Below are 16,694 nucleotides of genomic sequence, written 5' to 3'. Positions count from 1 at the left end.
CATCAGAGGTATTGATTCGGGTTTTCGACGAGCACGCCCTCTGCGACGGCGGTCCGATTGAGTTCCGCATCTGCGGAGACGAGCGTTACGGGCGATAAGCCACGGGTCATCCTCGGCCGATGGAGCGCCAGGGCGGCGGCGAGTTGAACAGCGTCGTACCCGCGTAGCCCGTACCTCCGGGCGAGTTGCGAAGCGTCGTCGAACAGGGCCGAAGAGAGTTGGACGACGATGTAGCGTTGGGACACCCGTCTGCGAAAGTGCCCGATGACGGCGGCCCCCTGAGCCGGAGTCAGGTGTCCCCCTCGTTCGCGACGGGTGATGGCGGCCACGAACTCGACGACGGAGATGCGAGCGATGTAAAGGTCGTGAGGCGTACCGGAGCGGGTCAGGTTGCGGACCCACGCAGTCCCGGCCTCTTGCACGTTTCGCTTGACCAGCGTGCTGGTGTCTAGGAAGTAGACGGCCACGCTCAGCGACGCTCACGAAGAAGGGACTCCGATACAGGCTCACCGGAAACGGCGATCGGCGCGTCGTCCTCGTCCTCTCCCGCGTCGAGCGCCGAAGGGAACCGCGTAACGAGCCCGGAGGTAAGCAGATGCTGCTTGAACGCCTCCTCGGCCAGCTTCTCCTGAAGAGCCTGGTCGGCGGGTGCCGCAAGTTCGTCAAGCACGGTAACGCGGACTCGGCGTCCGGCGAATTCCCGGGCGTGCGTCGCGACCTGTTCCCACGTCCCTTCGACGGTCTTCTGTTCCATTGTCGCTACTCCTCGTCTCGACACGCACAGGTTATGATACCACAAGCACAAAGAACCATACCTCGCGAAGCGCGTCGGATGGTTCGTCCAGCATGGCAGTTCAGGAGCAATTACGGGGAACGGTAGTGTAACGCAAGGCGACCGCCGTCAGGACCAGGTCCCGTTCTCCTGGCAGAAGAACATCCATGCTTCGAGTCGAAATCGACCCCGATGAGCGAGTCGATCTTAAGTCTCTCATCGCCGTCAATCCCGTCACAGGGAAAGCCGACGTCATCTCGCCGCCTTCTTAAGGCAGAAATGGCCGATCGATGAACTTCGTCGGCTTGGGATGATTTCCCGTCCAGCCTCGCTCCCAACGTCGCCTCTATACCTATAGAGGCGGAGACGATGCGGAGGGGAATGACGCGCCCCCTTCGGACGTCTCCCGCACACGGAGGCGGCCCCGAAATGGCGACGGCGACTCAGACGACGGAAGAACCACGGCCCACGTTCGATCCCTCGGTGATCGCACCGTCCAACATGGACGATCCACCGCCGCCGGCTCCGCGTCGTCGGTCTGGCTTGCGTCGCCTCGTTTGGCTCACCCTGATTGCGGCGGCGGGGGCGGCCGTTGCGGCCAAGACGGGCTACTTGCCGATCCGACGGACCCTCGTCAAGACGCCGATGCAGCGGGTCTCGCGCCTCCAGATCCCCGTGACCTTCAACGCTCGCGGCAGCCTGGAGAGCGGCAGGAATCGCGAGGTCGTCAACCGCGTCGAGGGTCAGAATCGGATCATCTTCCTGGCCAACGACGGCTCGACCGTCAAAAAAGGCGATCTTCTCATCGAGCTGGATTCGTCCTCGCTCCGCGACAAGCTGACGACCGAGCGGATCACCGTTCAGACGGCCGCCGCCGAGCTTCAAAGCGCGGTCAAAACCCGCGAGGTCGCCGAGTTCTCGCTCAATGAGTACGAAGGGGGGACGTACCCCTCCACCAAGCTGGACGCCGACATCGCCCTGAAGCTCGCCAAGACCAACCTCGTCCAGGCTGCCCAGCGTTACGATTGGTCGACGAGCATGTACCAGAAGGGGCTCGTCGCCCGGTCGCAGTCGGTCGCCGACCGCGATTCCAAGGCCAACTGCGAGATCACCCTCGACCGCTCCCAGGGGAAGATCGCCGTCCTGGAGAACTACACCAAGCGGAAGAAGATCATCGAGCTGACCGCGGCGGTCGCCAAGGCCCGCAGCGACGAACTCTCCAAGGCGGCCAAGCTCGCCCTGGAAGAGACCAAGAAGAAGAAGTACGAGACGCTCATCGAACGCTGCAAGATGTTCGCCCCGGTGGACGGCCTGGTCGTCCACAACAATGAGGCGTCGATGCGGCCGGGGAGCCAGCAGGAGTTGCTCCAGGAAGGGGCGATGGCTCGCGAGAACCAGGTCCTCATCAAGATCCCCGACCCCGGCTCGATGCGGGTCAACGCCAAGCTCGACGAGTCGATCGTCAGCCGGATTCCGGCCGGGTCCAAGGCGCGGATCCGGATCGACGCCCTTCCGGGCTCAGGCCTGGATGGAAAGGTCACCGCCGTCCAGCAGATGGCCGACCCGATCACCCGCGAGACCCCCGAGATCCGGCTCTACACCGCGCTGATCGGCCTCGACGGCCAGAATCCCTCGCTCCGGCCGGGGATGACCGCCCAGGTCGAGATCTTCGTCCGCGAATCCGAACCCGTCGTCGCCGTCCCGTCCGAGGCCGTCCTCGAAATCGGCAACGAGGCCTTCGTCTATGTGGATTCCGACCAGGGCCCGCTGCGTCGCGGCATCCGCCTCGGCGGCGGCAACGGCCGGCTGATCGAGGTCGTCGAAGGGCTCGCCGAGGGTGAGTCGGTCTCGCTCGCCCCCATGCGGCTCATGACCGACGACGAGAAACGACGCGCCTTCTCCACCGTCGCCACCTCGGCTCACGACTGGCACTGATCTCGTCAGCCGGCGGCGTGCAGCAGCGTCGCCAGGACGGCCTCGACCGCCTCGGGATCGGCCGGCTTGACCAGATGGTGGTCGAAGCCGGCCTCGCGAGTCCGACGGCGATCCTCCTCCTGGCCCCAGCCTGTCAACGCGGCCAGTTGCACGCCGCGAAGCCCCGCGCTGGAGCGGATGCGGCGGGCGACCTCGAAGCCGCTCATTCCGGGAAGGCCCAGATCCAGCAGCACCAGGTGCGGGCGGAAGGATTCAAGCGTTCGCAGGGCCTCGGGCCCGTCGTGGGCCGTGCGGACCTCGTGCCCCTTCAGGCCCAGGAGGATCGCCAGGCTCTCGGCCGAATCGCGGTTGTCGTCGACGACCAGGACGTTCAGTCGCGACGACGCAGGAACCGCCGGCGCAGCCGCGACCGAGCCCTCATCGACGGTCGCGGGACGAGCCAGCGGCAGGCGGACGATGAGGGTTGAGCCCTGGCCGGCGCCCTCGCTACGGGCGGAAACCGTGCCGCCGTGCATCTCCACCAGCCGGCGGACCAGCGTCAGGCCGATCCCCAGGCCGCCCTGGGATCGGTCGATCGTCGTACCAATCTGCGTGAACATGTCGAAGATCCGCGGGAGCATCTCAGCCGAGATCCCCACGCCGGAATCGGTCACGCAAACGACGGCGTCCATCCCCTCGCGACCGGCGGACAGCTCGATCCGGCCGCCGTGCGGCGTGTACTTGGCCGCGTTGTTCAGGAGGTTGGCCAGCACCTGCACCAGCCGCGTCCGATCGGCCTCCAGCGGCAGCGGCTCGTCGGCCACGCGGACGCCCAACTCATGTCCGCCGGAGTCGATCATCTGACGGCTGATCTCCACCGCCGCTTCGACGATCTCTCGAAGGTCGACCGGCGCGAGACGAAGGGCGACCTTGCCACTGTTCACGCGTGAGACGTCCATCAAGTCGTCGACCAGGCGGACGAGGTGAACGATCTGGCGGTCCATCATCTCGACGGCCCGCGCTCGGGCCGCGGGGTCGTCTCCCCCCAGCCGGAGGACCTGAACGCCGTTGCGGACCGGCGCCAGCGGGTTGCGCAGCTCGTGGGCGAGCGTCGCCAGGAACTCGGCCTTGCGGCGGTCGGCTTCCTGGAGGGCGCGATAGAGGCGGCCGTTCTCAACGGCCACCGCCACGCGCTCGGCCAGATCCTGGGCCACGCGGAGTTGCTCCGGCCCGAACCGCCGCCTTCCCGAGGCGCTGAGGAACGTCAGGCAGCCGGCGACCCGGCCCCGGGAGAGGATCGGCACGCCGAGGCATGAGCGAATCCCGACGGCGGCCAGTCGGTCGTCCCCAACGACCGTGGAGCCCGGATCGATCCCCGCCAGGTCGTAGACCACCTCCGGCTCCCCGGTTGCCATGACGTGCGAGACGAGGCCGTCGAGTTCCTTCTCAACGCCCGATTCGGCGGACTCCTCGACGGCCGTCGAGCGGTTGAGGGCCAGCCGACGGAGCCGCCCGTCTTCCTCGACCAGATCGACGGCGCACCAGTCGGCGAAACCGCCGACGGCCAGACGGGCGATCCGCTGGAGCGTGCTTTCATAGTCGACCAACTCGGCGATCGAGGCCCCGGCGTCCGCCAGGAATCGAACCCCTTCCTCCGACCGTCGCCGCGCCGTGGCGTCGCGAAAGAGCTTACCGAACCCGCGCAACAGGCCCTCTTCGCGGAGCGGCACCATGACCCCCTCGGCGAAGAACGTCGAGCCGTCCTTGCGGAGGTGCCAGCGCTTGTCCTCGGCCCGCCCCTCGCGGGCCGCCGTCGCCATCTCCCGAGCCGGAACCCCGGCGGCGCGGTCGTCGGGCGTGAAGATCACGTCGGCCGGTCGGCCCAGCACGTCGGCCGGCGCATACCCGGTGATCGCCTCAGCGCCCCCGGCCCAATCCACGACGATCCCCTCGGGGTCGGTGATCAGAACCGCATAGTCGGTCGCGTTGCCGAGCAAGAGCTGAAGCCGCTGGTCCTTCTCGCGGGCCTCGGCCTCGGCGCGGAAGCGATCGCTAAGGTCGATGCCGTGGATGAGAACGCCCGACACCCCTCCGTCGGGGCCGATCAGGGGCTGGAAGACGAAGTCCAGCCAGCGGTCCTCGATCTCGCCGGCGGGTCCGCGCGCCAACTGGACGCGACGGCCGGTGGCGATGTACGCCTCGCTCTCGCGGAAGACCCGGTCGAGGACTTCAAAATACCCCTGCTCGCCGACCTCGGGAACGACCTCGCGGACCGTCCGACCGACCAGATCGCGACGGCCGATCAACTCCTCGTAGCGGGCGTTGACCCGCTCGTAGACGTGCTCGGGGCCGCGGAGGACGGCCACGAAGGCCGGCGACCGCTCGAACGCCTCGGCCAGCCGCTCGCGCTCCTCGGAGGCGTGGCGGAGCAGCCGCTCGCGTTCTTCCTCAGCGCGCTTCCGCTCCGTGACGTCGGTGAACAGAATGGCCACCATCGCCTCATCCGGAGCGCCGACCCGAAAGGCGTAGACGTCGAACCAGCGGCCCATCGCCTCCGCCCGCTCAAGGAACCGAGTCGGCACGCCGGTCCGAGCCACTTCGCCGTAGATGGCGAACCAGTGGTCTTCCAGATCGGGCACCAGTTCCCTGGCCGACCGGCCGACCACGTCGACGAGCCCGGTCTGCGTTTCGAAGACAGGGTTGGCCTCCATGAATCGATAGTCGACCGGCCGATCCCCGTCGAAGACGACCTGAGCCACGCAGAAGCCCTGGTCGATCGAGTTGAACAGGGTCCGGTAGCGTTCCTCCGAGCGCCGCAGCGACTCCTCGCCGCGCTTGCGGTCGGTCACGTCCGTCGCCGTCGAGGAGAGGAAGAGGATCCGCCCGACCTCATCAACCACGGGAGTGATCGCCAGGTCCATGACCCGCTCAGTTCCGTCGACGACGAGGTAAGGCTCCTCGAAGCGCAGGGTCTCGCCGGACGCGGCCCGTTCGCAGGCGTCTCGAATCGTCCTGGCGAGAGTCGGCGACGACGCCCACCATGGACATTCCCAGAACGGCCGGCCGAGGACGTCCTCGCGCTGAAGTCCCCACGAGTCGAAGCACGACCGATTGGCCTCCAGAATCTCGCCGTCAGCCGAGAGGACTCCGGCGAACTGCACCCCCTGCTCAAAGAGTGTTCGAAACCGGGCCTCTCCCTCCCGGGCCTGTCGTTCGGCCCGCTTGCGGGCGCCCACGTCGCGCAAAACCTTCGACGCGCCGACGACCCGGCCGGCGGGGTCGCGGATGGGCGAGACAGTCGCCGAGACCTCGATTTTCCGGCCTCCCCGACTCATCCGGACCGTCTCGAACGGCTCGACCGGCTCGTCGCGAGCGACCCGCCTCAGCACGCCGCGCGACTCCTCGCGAAGCTCGGGAGGGACGATCAACTCGTCGATCGGCCGTCCGACAGCCTCCTCCGCCGATCGATCGAAGAGGGCCTCGGCGCCGGCGTTCCACGTCTGGACGATCCCTTCCGGCGTCATGCCCACGATTGCGTCGGCCGAGGATTCCACGATCGCGGCCAGCCGCGCCCGGACCTCCTCGGCGCGACGGCGGATGGCGGCGTCGCGGGCCAGCAGCCATGCGAAGCCGGCCACCGCCGCCAGACCGAAGACCGTCGAAGCGGCGCCGAACAGCACCGCATCGTCATACGCCTTGTCCGTCTCAGTCCGCCGCTTCGTCAACAGCGTCCGCTCCGCCGCGCCGACGTCGTCGAGCCGGCGTTCGGAGTCGTCCAGCGCCGCATGGGCGCCTCCACCCGCCACATTCGCCCGCGCGGCCTCCGGCCCGAGTTCACGGCGGATTCTGACGGCCTCGGAGAGCTTTGTGTAAGTCCGGCGGACCGCATCGTGCAAAGCGGTGATCCGCGGCTTCTGCTCGGTGTTGTCCAGAGTCAGTCGAGCCAGTTCGTCGACCCCGGCGTCGACCCGGCCGGCGGTCCTGAGGAATTCCGCCTGCGAGGAATCGTCTCCCAGGAGAAGAAAGCGACGCTGAGCGGCCTCCATCCCTCGAAGGTCGGCCCGAAGGGCCGCCACATCGGCCAGAACCTGTTCCGTATGGACGACCTCTTCAGAATCGGATCGGATCGCCCGGGCGTTGCGGTACGAGATCGCCGCGTTGACGACGACGAGCAGCCCCAACGCCGCGACTCCCGCGGTCTTGTTCCGATCCCATCGCCCATCCATCGCCGCCCCTCGCCGCCCGTCGACCGCTCCGCCCCGATCGTGGAGCGGCGGCTGACGACCCCACGCATTGTATCGCTTCCGAACCGGCGTACCCAGGCCGCACGCAGGGGATCCGACTCTGCACCAACGTCTCGAGGCCCCAAGCCCGGGGCATCATGTACAGATTCCTGCCTGGCACGCGTTTTGATCTTAAAGACGGTTTCGTCAGGTTGCTGCCGACGGCGTCGAGGAGTCCTGCGTCATGCTCTCGCTGAACGACCCGCGGGTCCAGGCCGCCTTCGAGGCCGCGGCCGAGCGGACCGTCAAGGTCGTGGACGTCGCCGGCGAACCGCGGCCGATCCTGACCCCCTACCCTTCCCCCCAGGACTGGCGCGACGTCTGGATCCACCGCCTGACGCTCGACCGTCTCGACGGCGGCGAAAGTCGATCCCCCGTAAGCCTCCTCGCCGGAGATTCGTTCCAGGGTGGCGTGTTTCATGGGAATCGCGCACGCTTGAAGTCGATCAAGGAGCTTGGTGCAGCAGCGATCTGGCTCTCTCTTGCGATCGGGAACCGTCAATCCAACCCGTCGAGCTTCGACGACTCAAGGGGCCGGAACTTCCTCCAGCCCGAACCTCGGTCCGCCCCAGCCCCGGAAACGGCCGACGACGAGCTGCGGAACCTGGTCGACGAGGCCCATGCCCAGGGCCTCTACGTGATCTTCGATGCCGTTCTCAATCCCCCCGGCGGCGTCTTCGGGTACTCCGGCTCCGGGTTGAACGGTTTCGCCATCCCCGCGCGCGAAGGGATGGTCCACCTCGCCCCGAACGCCTTGATCCACGCTCACCAGTACGTCATCGCCCGATACGACGTCGACGGCCTTCACGTCGCCCCCCTCGAATCCGTCGGTCGCGGCTTCACCCGGACCTTCGGCAACGCCATCCGCGAATACGCGCTGAGTATTGGCAAGAAGAACTTCTTCACCTTCGGCGAGGTCGACGAAGGCGAGGATCGGCTCGCCCGGTTCATCGGCCGCAACACCAGCGATGATCGAGACATGCCAGGCGTCGACGCGGCGCTCGACGTTCCGCTCGCATCCCTCCTGCCGCGAGTCGCCAGGGGGGTCGCCCCGCCGACCAGCGTCATCGACGTCTACCGCCGTCGCAAGGCCGTCGAACGTCACCTGCTCAGCAGCCACGGCGAGGCCGGGCGCTGCTTCGTCGCCTACCTCGACGACCAGCATCGGGTCCAGGACGGGACGACCGACGCCGAAGATCCGCAGGCGGTTCTGGCCGTCGCCCTCCTGTTTGGACTTCAGGGAATCCCCTGCCTCGGCCACGGCGCCAAGATCGGCGAACACGGACGAGGCGGCCTCGACTCAAGCCTTCCCCTGTACCGGGCGATCCAGTCCCTTTCTGAAGTTCGCGACGCCGAGCCGGCCCTGCGCTACGGCCGGCTCTATTTCCGGCCGATCTCCGGCGACGGCGTCCACTTCGGGGCCTCGACGTTCGCCCCGGGCGTGCTGGCCTTCTCGCGAATCCTCCACAACCGCGAGATCCTGATCGTCGCCAACACGAGCACGACCGCCCGCTTCACTGGCCATGTCCTGCTGGACCTCTCCCTCCACGCCGAGGGCGACGTCCTACGCATCCTCAACGCCCCCTTCGCACCGGGGTCAGGCGTTCCCCCCGGCCCTGTACGCACCCGCGATGGGCTCACCATCCAGGAGGTCGAGGGGGGCTTAGGAACGGGCCCCGCGAACACGATCGAGGTCGATCTGGCCCCGATCGAGGTTCAGATCCTGGGTTGATGAAACGAACGTCTGCACGCTTCGGGATTCCCTCGTATCCAGGGCCTCACCATGCTCGCTGCAAATTCGCCTGCCTCTGCTGTCGCCTTACGGGCCGTTTATCTCGTTCGCCACGCCGAGAAGGACGGCGACGCCCTCAGCGCGACGGGCCGCAAACAGGCCGACAAGCTCGCCGATCTCCTGAAAAACTCCGGCGTCACGAGCATCTACACGAGCCAGTTCGAGCGGACGCGACAGACCGCCGCCCCTGTTAAAGCCGCGCTGGAGGCGGCGGGCTCACACGTGCAAATCCTGTCGCTGGATCTGCCGACGACCCTTCTCGAGCATCCTGAAGACGCCAGCCTGCTCGCATCCTACGGCCGATCGGCCGTCCAGACGCTCCAGGAGAAGAGCCCGGACGAGATCGTCCTGATCGTCGGCCACGATGTGACGATCCCTGCGATTCTGCTCGCCCTGGGGTACGCGTCCCCGGTGCGGATCGACCCGACTGAATTCGACCGACTATTTCAGCTCATCCCCCGAGCCGCTGGTTCATCCCCCGGCTTCTGGGAGCTGACGCATTACGCCTAACCCTGATCGGCAGAGGGCGACGCGGCGCCGGGTGACGGTCAACCGGCGCGGCGGCGTCGGGGGCGTCGCGAGGGCCTTGGCGACGGGGCCGGCGCGAGGGGCGTCGCGAACTCGGCGTGGATCGGGGCTTCGACGATGTCGTAGTCGGCCAGCCGCATGCGGAGGGCCTCGTGCCGCGTGTGGGAGGCGAAGGCGATCTCGGAGTCCGTCAGCGAGGCGTCGAGAATCGTGCCGACGCCGTAGGGCCGGCCGAACGGCGGCACCGCGCCGGGCTCGCAGTCGGAGAACCGACGGGCGACTTCGTCGGCGGTCGCGAGCCGGACGTCGGCCGAGTCACGTCCCAGCGCCCCAGCCAGCCGGGCGAGGTCGATCCGCGAGGAAGCCGGCAGGACCGCCAGCCACTCCTCGCCGCCGACGTTCATCAGAACGGCCTTCGCCACTCCTCGTCCCGAAACGTGCAACCGCGCCGCCAGCCGCTCGGCCGAGAAGGCCGGAGCATGCAGCAGAGGCTTGAACCAAACGCGACGGCTTCGGAGATACTCGGTGAGATACATGGTGTCGACTCCGAGAGAGGTGACTCGACCCAAGTATAAGGCGCGCCGGCCTGGTCGGCGGCAGATCGCAGACTTTTCGGGATCCATCCGATCGCCACAGCCAATACAATCGCCGCAAACACTGCTTTCAGAAGTTTCCAAGCCGTGGGGCGGACCTATGCGCGTCAGGATGACTCTTCGCCGTTCGATGGTCCTGGTCGCCTTGGCTGCCCTATCCTGCTTCGCCTGGGAAGAGTTCCAGGACGGCGTACCTCCCCGCTTTGTCGTTCGGAGCATCCCAAACCGCATCGCTCGCCTTCGACCAGGCATGACCTACGAGGAAGCCGAAGCGATCCTGGGGTTGGAGAAGTCCTGGCTCCTGGGCGGCGTGAATGTCTCGGGGGTCGGCGAGGCCTGGGATGGCCCCTTTGTGAACGCGATTTATCCAGTCGGGTCGATACCGCGTGGGGTGACGGCTCAGAATGGAGCTGCCGCGTCGCCAGCAGTCACCTGGCCCCTCTCGGAGATCCACTTGCTATTCACCACAGACGTCGGTCCCAACGACGATTGGAAAAGTTCCCGGTCGACCCGCCTATGCGAAGCGCACTTGGAGAGCGAAGGCAAGATGGTCGCCCAGATGCGGCAGTGAAGTACGGTTGGGGCGGACGTCTCCCTTGGGATGCCTCTTCTGAGGTTCTCCTTCTTCCGGAAATACCATCTGGTTGAAACCGAAGGTCCACATCCCTGGCGGGCTACCATGCGAGTCAGAATCACGCTTCGTCGCTCGATGGCCCTCGTCGCACTGGCAGCCTTGTCGCTCTTCGCCTACGAGGAGTTTCAGGACGGCGTACCTCCCCGCTTCATCGTCCGGAGCATCCCGGACCGCTTCGCCCGCCTCCGTCCGGATATGACATATGAACAGGTCGAGGAGATCCTGGGCCTTGAGAAGTCCTGGCTTCGAGGTGGGTTGAGCGCCTCGAACTGGATAGGTATTGGGAACGGTCCCTTTCTGTTCGCGAGCTATCAGATCGGCCTTCAACAACCTACGACGCCGCCGGGTATGGGGGCCGGCCCAGTGCTGGCAAACGGGACGAGATTGTCGATCGATCTGAGTTTCATTTCGAACGCCAAGGCCGGCGAAGATTGGAGGCGATCGAAGTCGACCCGCCTCATCAATGCGGGCTTCCGCGTCGACGGCAAACTCGTGGCCCACATGGGCAAATAGAGAGACGTGGATGAAGTTGGCGCCCTCGCAGGCATTTCCACGTTCCCATTCGAACCTTTCCGCGTCGGATTCGTCTTGGGGAAGGGAGGGAAACCTCCTATCATAGGTGAAGAGGGCTCGCGGCGGGTGCGATGATCGCCGTGGCGCCCCAGGGCGGCTCGGGCGCGTCGGGGATTTCTCCGGCGAGCGCGGACCGGTCTGGGGGACGTGCCGCGGAGGAAAGTCCGGACTCCGAAGGGCGCGGTGGTGGGTAACGCCCACCGTCCGTTGCGTTCGCGCATCGGATAGGGAAAGTGCCACAGAAAGCAAACCGCCACGGCGGCGGGGCTTCGGCCTCCACGTCGGGGTAAGGGTGAAACGGTGAGGTAAGAGCTCACCAGCAGGCCGGGCGACCGGTCTGGCTCGGCAAACCCCACCGGGAGCAAGACCAAATAGGGGAGCAGCGGGAAAAAGCGTGGGCGACGGAGGGCCGGGCAACCGGGCCTCATCAGCCTTCGTCCCGCACGGGTCGGCCCGATCCGTCATCGACTCCCGGGTAGGTCGCTTGAGGCGTCGGGAGACCGGCGTCCCAGAGAAATGATCATCCGAGGCCGTTTGGGACGGCAATCGTCCCCCCGACCTCGACAGAATCCGGCTTAGGCCGCTCGTCGCGACGCCCTCTCACCTTTTCCTCCTGGTCGCCGCCCCCCTGGGATTCACATCCCTCCGGGGCCTCGATCCCGGCTCGGGCGCGCCGTATCATGGCGGGCTCGTGCGAACGGAACGTCGAGTCGGTCGGGGAGGTCTCGCCATGCGCGGATCGAGGAAACTTGCGGTCGCCGCCCTGTTGGTCGGAGCCTGGGGCTCGTCGGCCTTCGCGCAGGAGAAGCCGAAACCGCCGGGATTCATCAAGGACGCCGACGACCTGCGGAGCCGGATCGACCGCGAGTTGAAGATGACGAAGCCCGACTTCGTCGTGTTCGTGCCCAGGGTCCAGGGGGACCGGATCGTCGACACCGGCAACGAGCACTTCCTGGCCTTCGACGGCCCGGACGGCTCGCTGATGGCCGTCTGGACTCAAAGCTCGGTCGAGAACTCCTCGGCCGCTCTGCCCCCCGACCAACACATCGCCTTCGCCCGCAGCGACGACGAGGGGAAGACCTGGACCGATCCCCGGATCATCGCCGGCCCCAAGAAGCCGGGCGACGGCCCAATGGCCAGTTGGGCCTACCCGCTGGTCTCGAAGAAGGGCCGGCTCTTCGTGCTGTACAGCCAGCACATCGGCAAGTTCGACACGTTCTTCCACCACACCGGCTGGCTGCACGGCATCTACTCCGACGACGCCGGCAAGACCTGGTCGGCCCCGCAGGAAGTCCCCGTCGCGAGGAGCACGCAGGACAACCCCGACCCCACGATGCCCCCCAACATGCTCTGCTGGCAGAAGCCGCTCCGGCTGGGGGCCGACGGCAAGTACTGCGCCGGCTTCACCCGCTGGACCAGCCACGCCGTGGTCCCGCACAAGCTCAAGGACTGGCGCGCGGCCGACGCCCGGGTCGAGTTCATGCGGTTCGAGAACGTGGACGACTCGCCCGAGCCGAAGGACCTCAAGATCTCCTGGTTCGCCGCCAACGACAAGGCGCTGACCGTGCCGTTCCCCGATCATCCCGAACTAAGCGCCTGCCAGGAGCCCGCGACGGTCAAGCTCCCAGACGGCCGCCTGTTCGTGGTCATGCGGACGGCCGCCGGCAGCCCGTACTGGTCGCAGAGCCGGGACGGCGGCGAGACCTGGGACGCCCCGCGCGTCCTCCTGCGGAAGGACGGCGGCGAGCCCCTGCTCCACCCCCTCTCCCCCTGTCCGATCTACGACGTCGGCGGCGAGGCCGCCGGCAGCGGCCGGTACGCCCTGTTCCTCCACAACCACGACGGCCACTACAAGAACTACGGCCCGACCCAGACCGGCTTCCACCGCCGGCCGATCTACCTGGCCGCCGGCCGCTTCCAGCCCGGCGCCGATCAGCCCGTCTGGTTCGACGAGCCCCGGTTCTTCATGGACCACGACGGCGTCCCGCTGGGCAAGCCCGGCACGCCCGGCCGGCTCGACCTGGCGATGTACGCCAGCTCGACCGTCCGCCACGGCCAGGCCGTCCTCTGGTACCCCGACCGCAAGTTCTTCCTCCTCGGCCGGATCATCGGCGAGGAATGGTTCCGCCCGGCCCCCTGAACCTCGGGCCGTGCGGGACGACCGGGAAGCCAGGAACCGGCGGCGGCGGTATGAACCGCGGGGCGGTCGGGATCGGGGTGTAACCGGGAACCGGAACCGGAGCGGTCACGGCCTCCGGCACGGTCGGGACGACCATCCTCGGGTCCACGTCCGGTCGCGCCTGGTGGATCATCGCCTCGTCGACCCCCGACCGCGCCTGGTGGATCATCTGGGGGTCGATCGTCCACGCTTCTCGCGGGACGACGACGGTCCGGGTCAGCCTCGACGGCATCGGAACGACGGGCGGCGAGTACGGCGGCAAGGGCCGCCTGGGGACGTTCGCTGGAGACGTCGCCTGTTCGAGCGAGCCCATGACCGCAAGGACCGCGGCCAGCAGAGGCGTCGCGACGCCCACGAACGCGGGCCGCATTCCCAGAATGCGGCGAGTCCACCACCGCATCGGGCCTTTCTTGGGACAGTCTCCGAAATCTGATTCAGCCCATCGGGTCGTCATGGCGTCCTCCTGAGATGGGGTCCACCTCTACCACGTCCGAGAGCGTCGATCCTTAGCGTCTGCCTCCGCCTTGCCCGTCGATTGTGCACGACCATCATCTTACCCCCCGACCTCATTCGCTTCCATCACGCGACGGGCCCTGCCGATCGGCAACCTCCGGATGCTTGACGAGGACTCCATCATTGGTTAACCCCTCTTCACATTCGAAGGAGTAAGGCATGACTCATCCCGAGGGATACGACCTGGTGGTTTTGGGAAGCGGCGCTCCGGGCAAGCTGCTGGCTTGGGCTCTCGCTTCGAGTGGGAAGCGTGCGGCGGTCGTCGAGCGGCGGTACATCGGCGGTTCCTGCCCCAACATCGCCTGCCTCCCGAGCAAGAACGTGATCCACTCCGCGAAGGCGGCCGACACGTTTCGCCACGGCGGGGCGTTCGGGATCGCCGACCGGGGCTGGAAGGTCGACATGACCGCCGTCCGCGACCGTAAGCGGAAGATGGTGGACGGCCTGGTCGAGTTGCACCTGGAGAAATACCGGGCCAGCGGCGCTGAGCTGGTCATGGGCGAGGGCCGCTTCGTCGCCCCGAAGACGATCGAGGTCGAGCTGAACGAGGGCGGCTCCCGAACGCTCCGCGGCGAGGTCGTCGTCATCGACACCGGCTCGCGCGCTCGGCTCGACGACACCCTCGGGCTGGCCGAGTCGAAGCCGCTGACTCACGTCGAGGCCCTTGATCTGGACGAGATCCCCGGACACCTGATCGTCCTGGGGGGCGGCTACGTGGGCCTGGAGCTGGCCCAGGCCTTTCGGCGCTTCGGCAGCCGGGTGACGGTCGTCGAGCGGAACAAGGCCCTGATTCACCGTGAAGACCCCGACGTCACCGAGGAGATCGAACGCCTTCTCCGAGACGAGGGGGTCGAGGTTCTGACCGGGACCGCCCTCCATCGCGTCGAGGGGACTTCGGGCCGGTCCGTCCGCCTGGAAACCAGCCGAGGTTCGATCGAGGGGACGCATCTCCTCGTCGCCGGCGGCCGCACGCCGAACACCGACGGAATCGGCCTGGAGAAGGCGGGCGTCGAGACGAACGAGCACGGGCACGTCAAGGTCGACGACCACCTGCGGACCACGGCCGAGGGCGTCTGGGCGGCGGGCGACTGCGCCGGCAGCCCGCACTTCACCCACATCGGCGAGGACGACTTCCGCGTCTTGCTGGCGAATCTCACCGGCGGCGATCGCGTGACGACCGGTCGGCAGGTCCCCTACTGCCTCTTCACCGATCCCGAGCTGGCCCGAGTCGGCCTCAGCGAACGCGAGGCTCGCGAACGCGGCGTCCAGTATCGGCTGGCCAAGATCCCCATGAACGCCGTGCTGCGAGCCCGAACGCTCTCCGAAACGCGGGGCTTCTTCAAGGCGCTCGTCGAAAAGAACGGCGACCGGATCCTTGGCTTCACCGCCTTCGGTCCCGACGCCGGCGAGGTCCTGGCCGTGGTCCAGGTGGCGATGCTCGCCGGCCTCCCCTACACGGCCCTTCGAGACGCCGTCCTGACCCACCCGACGATGGCCGAAGGGCTCGCCGGCCTGTTCTCATCAGTCCCATCGAGATGACGTCGGCCTCGGATCTCACGCTCGTGCTCACCTGGACGTTATGATGAAACGTCCTGGCCCGACCGAACCACCGACTTCGAGGGTCCTCATGAAAGCCGTCCCCTCCCTCTTGCTGGCCGCCTTTCTCGTCTCGCATAACGCCTTCGGCCAGACTCCCCCGGTCGACCAGCCCTCGGCGGAGGCGGCGGCCCGGTCGGACATGGAGCAGGCGAAGAAGGCCGCGGAGTGGGCCGCGGCGCTCAAGCTCGACGACCCGGGGAAGGAAGCCCGCGTGAAGGACGTGATCACGGCCCACCTCAAGGCCGTCCGCGACTGGCATAACTCGCACCCCTTCACCACCGTCCCCGCCGGGATCAATCCGGCCACGGGAAGCCGCCTCTCGAACCTCGACCGCCAGGTGATCGCCGACTCCGCAATCCCGGCCGACGTCCACGAGGCGCTGATGACGGGCCTTCAGAAAGACCTGACTCCCGAACAGGTGGAGACGATCCTCGACCGGTACACCGTGGGGAAGGTCGCCTTCACCATGAAGGGCTACCACGCGATCGTCCCCGACCTCACGGCTGAGGAAGAGGCTGGAATCCTCGCCTTCCTCAAGAAGGCCCGCGAGGAGGCCGTGGACTACAAATCCATGAACGAGATCTCGGCGATCTTCGAGATCTACAAGACCCGGTCCGAACAACTCCTCAACGCCAACGGCCGCAACTGGAAGGCCCTGTACAAGGCCTACACCGACGCCGTGAAGGCCAAGAAGGCAGCAGCCAAGCCGGCCGCTCCCTGACGAGCCCTCCCGCACACATTCGGCCGAATTGTCAAAGACCCACCCCGCCCCAGCGTCGTCCGCCTCAACCGGCCGTCGCCCTTGGGCGGGTTCGTTTGCGCGGCGACGGGACGATGGTGATTGGCGTAACTGCCTGTTCAATCACCGTTTCGATCGATGCGACGTTGGCTTCGTTCGTCGCGTTTTGCGACGCAGATTTGACTCGTCCCCTCTCCCGCCGGGAGAGGGTGGCCCGAAGGGCCGGGTGAGGGTCGTCGGACCTGTAGGCGCAGCCCGGCTCGACGACTTGCACAACCGTCACGCCCTCCGAAATCCCACGACCCTCACCCGCCGCTGCGCGGCTGCCCTCTCCCGGGGGGAGAGGGGACGAAGCCGTCAGCCTCCGACTCTCATTGTCTGAGCCACAACGGCCTTCCCCCCTCGCGGGGGAAGGTGGCCCGCAGGGCCGGATGAGGGGGACGACCGGCCCCGCGTTCGAGGGAGCCGTCGGATCCGATGTCTTTCCGACGCCGGTCGTCCCCCTCATCTGACCGCTGCGCGGTCTGTCTTCCCTCTCCAGGGGGGAAGACGCTTTATGTTCACGTGTGGCGTCC

12 protein-coding genes and 1 other RNA gene are annotated in these 16,694 nt (G+C 67.1%); 8 read left to right on the top strand and 5 right to left on the bottom strand.

Translation table 11 applies throughout. The features are described 5' to 3' along the window. Positions 1-2: 2 nt before the first annotated feature. On the bottom strand, positions 3-467 hold the full coding sequence (locus G5C50_RS14425) for a type II toxin-antitoxin system VapC family toxin (protein ID WP_165070561.1): 465 nt from the start codon (positions 465-467) through the stop codon (positions 3-5). Between the two features lie 2 nt (positions 468-469). Beyond that, positions 470-754: a hypothetical protein gene (locus tag G5C50_RS14420; RefSeq protein WP_165070560.1), complete on the bottom strand. Its 285-nt coding sequence runs from the start codon at positions 752-754 to the stop codon at positions 470-472. A gap of 447 nt (positions 755-1,201) precedes the next feature. Between G5C50_RS14420 and G5C50_RS14415 the strand changes: the two genes are divergently transcribed. After that, entirely contained in the window at positions 1,202-2,707 is a 1,506-nt protein-coding gene (locus tag G5C50_RS14415) for an efflux RND transporter periplasmic adaptor subunit (RefSeq protein WP_165070558.1), read from the top strand. A gap of 5 nt (positions 2,708-2,712) precedes the next feature. Here G5C50_RS14415 and G5C50_RS32345 read toward each other — a convergent pair whose 3' ends face one another. Continuing rightward, entirely contained in the window at positions 2,713-6,912 is a 4,200-nt protein-coding gene (locus G5C50_RS32345) for a PAS domain S-box protein (RefSeq protein WP_206107705.1), read from the bottom strand. Positions 6,913-7,153: 241 nt separating this feature from the next. Between G5C50_RS32345 and G5C50_RS14385 the strand changes: the two genes are divergently transcribed. After that, positions 7,154-8,701 (top strand): alpha-amylase family glycosyl hydrolase, encoded by a 1,548-nt coding sequence (locus G5C50_RS14385; protein ID WP_165070556.1) that lies wholly within the window; start codon positions 7,154-7,156, stop codon positions 8,699-8,701. A 51-nt stretch (positions 8,702-8,752) separates the two neighbouring features. Next, entirely contained in the window at positions 8,753-9,271 is a 519-nt protein-coding gene (locus G5C50_RS14380; protein WP_165070555.1) for a phosphoglycerate mutase family protein, read from the top strand. 38 nt (positions 9,272-9,309) lie between these two features. Here the strand turns inward: G5C50_RS14380 and G5C50_RS14375 are convergent, their stop codons facing one another. Then, positions 9,310-9,825: an aminoacyl-tRNA deacylase gene (locus G5C50_RS14375; RefSeq protein WP_165070553.1), complete on the bottom strand. Its 516-nt coding sequence runs from the start codon at positions 9,823-9,825 to the stop codon at positions 9,310-9,312. A 736-nt stretch (positions 9,826-10,561) separates the two neighbouring features. Between G5C50_RS14375 and G5C50_RS14370 the strand changes: the two genes are divergently transcribed. The 3 genes from G5C50_RS14370 (at position 10,562) to G5C50_RS14360 (ending at position 13,229) form a co-directional block, all read left to right on the top strand. After that, positions 10,562-11,029: a hypothetical protein gene (locus G5C50_RS14370; protein ID WP_165070550.1), complete on the top strand. Its 468-nt coding sequence runs from the start codon at positions 10,562-10,564 to the stop codon at positions 11,027-11,029. Positions 11,030-11,188: 159 nt separating this feature from the next. Beyond that, positions 11,189-11,680: RNase P RNA component class A (gene rnpB, locus G5C50_RS14365), an RNA gene on the top strand. Positions 11,681-11,819: 139 nt separating this feature from the next. Further along, the gene (locus G5C50_RS14360) at positions 11,820-13,229 is read left to right on the top strand and encodes a sialidase family protein (RefSeq protein WP_165070547.1); all 1,410 of its coding nucleotides are present in this window, start codon (positions 11,820-11,822) and stop codon (positions 13,227-13,229) included. Here G5C50_RS14360 and G5C50_RS14355 read toward each other — a convergent pair. Continuing rightward, positions 13,195-13,722, bottom strand: a complete 528-nt coding sequence (locus tag G5C50_RS14355) for a hypothetical protein (protein ID WP_165070544.1) — start codon at positions 13,720-13,722, stop codon at positions 13,195-13,197. The two genes, G5C50_RS14360 and G5C50_RS14355, sit on opposite strands and share 35 nt — an antisense overlap. Before the next feature lie 218 nt (positions 13,723-13,940). Between G5C50_RS14355 and G5C50_RS14350 the strand changes: the two genes are divergently transcribed. After that, positions 13,941-15,320 carry a dihydrolipoyl dehydrogenase family protein gene (locus tag G5C50_RS14350; RefSeq protein ID WP_165070541.1) on the top strand — a complete coding sequence of 460 codons (1,380 nt, stop codon included), beginning with the start codon at positions 13,941-13,943 and terminating at the stop codon, positions 15,318-15,320. An 88-nt stretch (positions 15,321-15,408) separates the two neighbouring features. Continuing rightward, positions 15,409-16,101, top strand: a complete 693-nt coding sequence (locus tag G5C50_RS14345) for a DUF3826 domain-containing protein (protein ID WP_206107704.1) — start codon at positions 15,409-15,411, stop codon at positions 16,099-16,101. Positions 16,102-16,694: the final 593 nt, after the last annotated feature.

The sequence above is a fragment of the Paludisphaera rhizosphaerae genome (genome assembly GCF_011065895.1).
Classification (GTDB): Bacteria; Planctomycetota; Planctomycetia; order Isosphaerales; family Isosphaeraceae; genus Paludisphaera; species Paludisphaera rhizosphaerae.
The sequence above is the reverse complement of the archived record's forward strand: the minus strand, read 5'-3'. Positions and strand labels throughout refer to the sequence as shown.